The organism is Cobetia sp. 1CM21F (genome assembly GCF_023161745.1).
Lineage (GTDB): Bacteria > Pseudomonadota > Gammaproteobacteria > Pseudomonadales > Halomonadaceae > Cobetia > Cobetia amphilecti.
The window spans coordinates 1-669 of sequence record NZ_JALNTQ010000015.1 but is presented as its reverse complement, the minus strand read 5'-3'; the positions used below and the strand labels follow the sequence as shown (position 1 = coordinate 669).

Annotated in this window: 1 rRNA gene; it reads left to right on the top strand. The window is 52.9% G+C overall.

Annotation, left to right across the window (positions count from 1 at the left end):
- Window positions 1-209: 209 nt before the first annotated feature.
- Window positions 210-669: ribosomal RNA gene (locus MSG32_RS17895) — 16S ribosomal RNA — on the top strand; the annotation flags it as partial.

Here is a 669-nt window from a genome sequence, read left to right as displayed (position 1 = left end):
GACTCATCATCAAGTGCTTGACTTCTCAAGCGTTCCGGGTAGAATATGCCTCCTCGCTTAACAGCGACGCTCTTTAAAAATTTGATCAGGTAATTCGTGTGAGCGCTTGCCGATGAGTGGTGACAAGGTCACCAAATATCGGAGCAAGCCTCTCACGAGAAGTTTGACTCTGAACCAAGTTTGGTCTGCTTAACAGACTATCAAGCTTTCAACTGAAGAGTTTGATCATGGCTCAGATTGAACGCTGGCGGCAGGCTTAACACATGCAAGTCGAGCGGAAACGATCCTAGCTTGCTAGGAGGCGTCGAGCGGCGGACGGGTGAGTAATGCATGGGAATCTGCCCGATAGTGGGGGACAACCTGGGGAAACTCAGGCTAATACCGCATACGTCCTACGGGAGAAAGCAGGGGATCTTCGGACCTTGCGCTATCGGATGAGCCCATGTCGGATTAGCTTGTTGGTGAGGTAATGGCTCACCAAGGCGACGATCCGTAGCTGGTCTGAGAGGATGATCAGCCACACTGGGACTGAGACACGGCCCAGACTCCTACGGGAGGCAGCAGTGGGGAATATTGGACAATGGGCGAAAGCCTGATCCAGCCATGCCGCGTGTGTGAAGAAGGCCTTCGGGTTGTAAAGCACTTTCAGCGAGGAAGAACGCCTTGGGA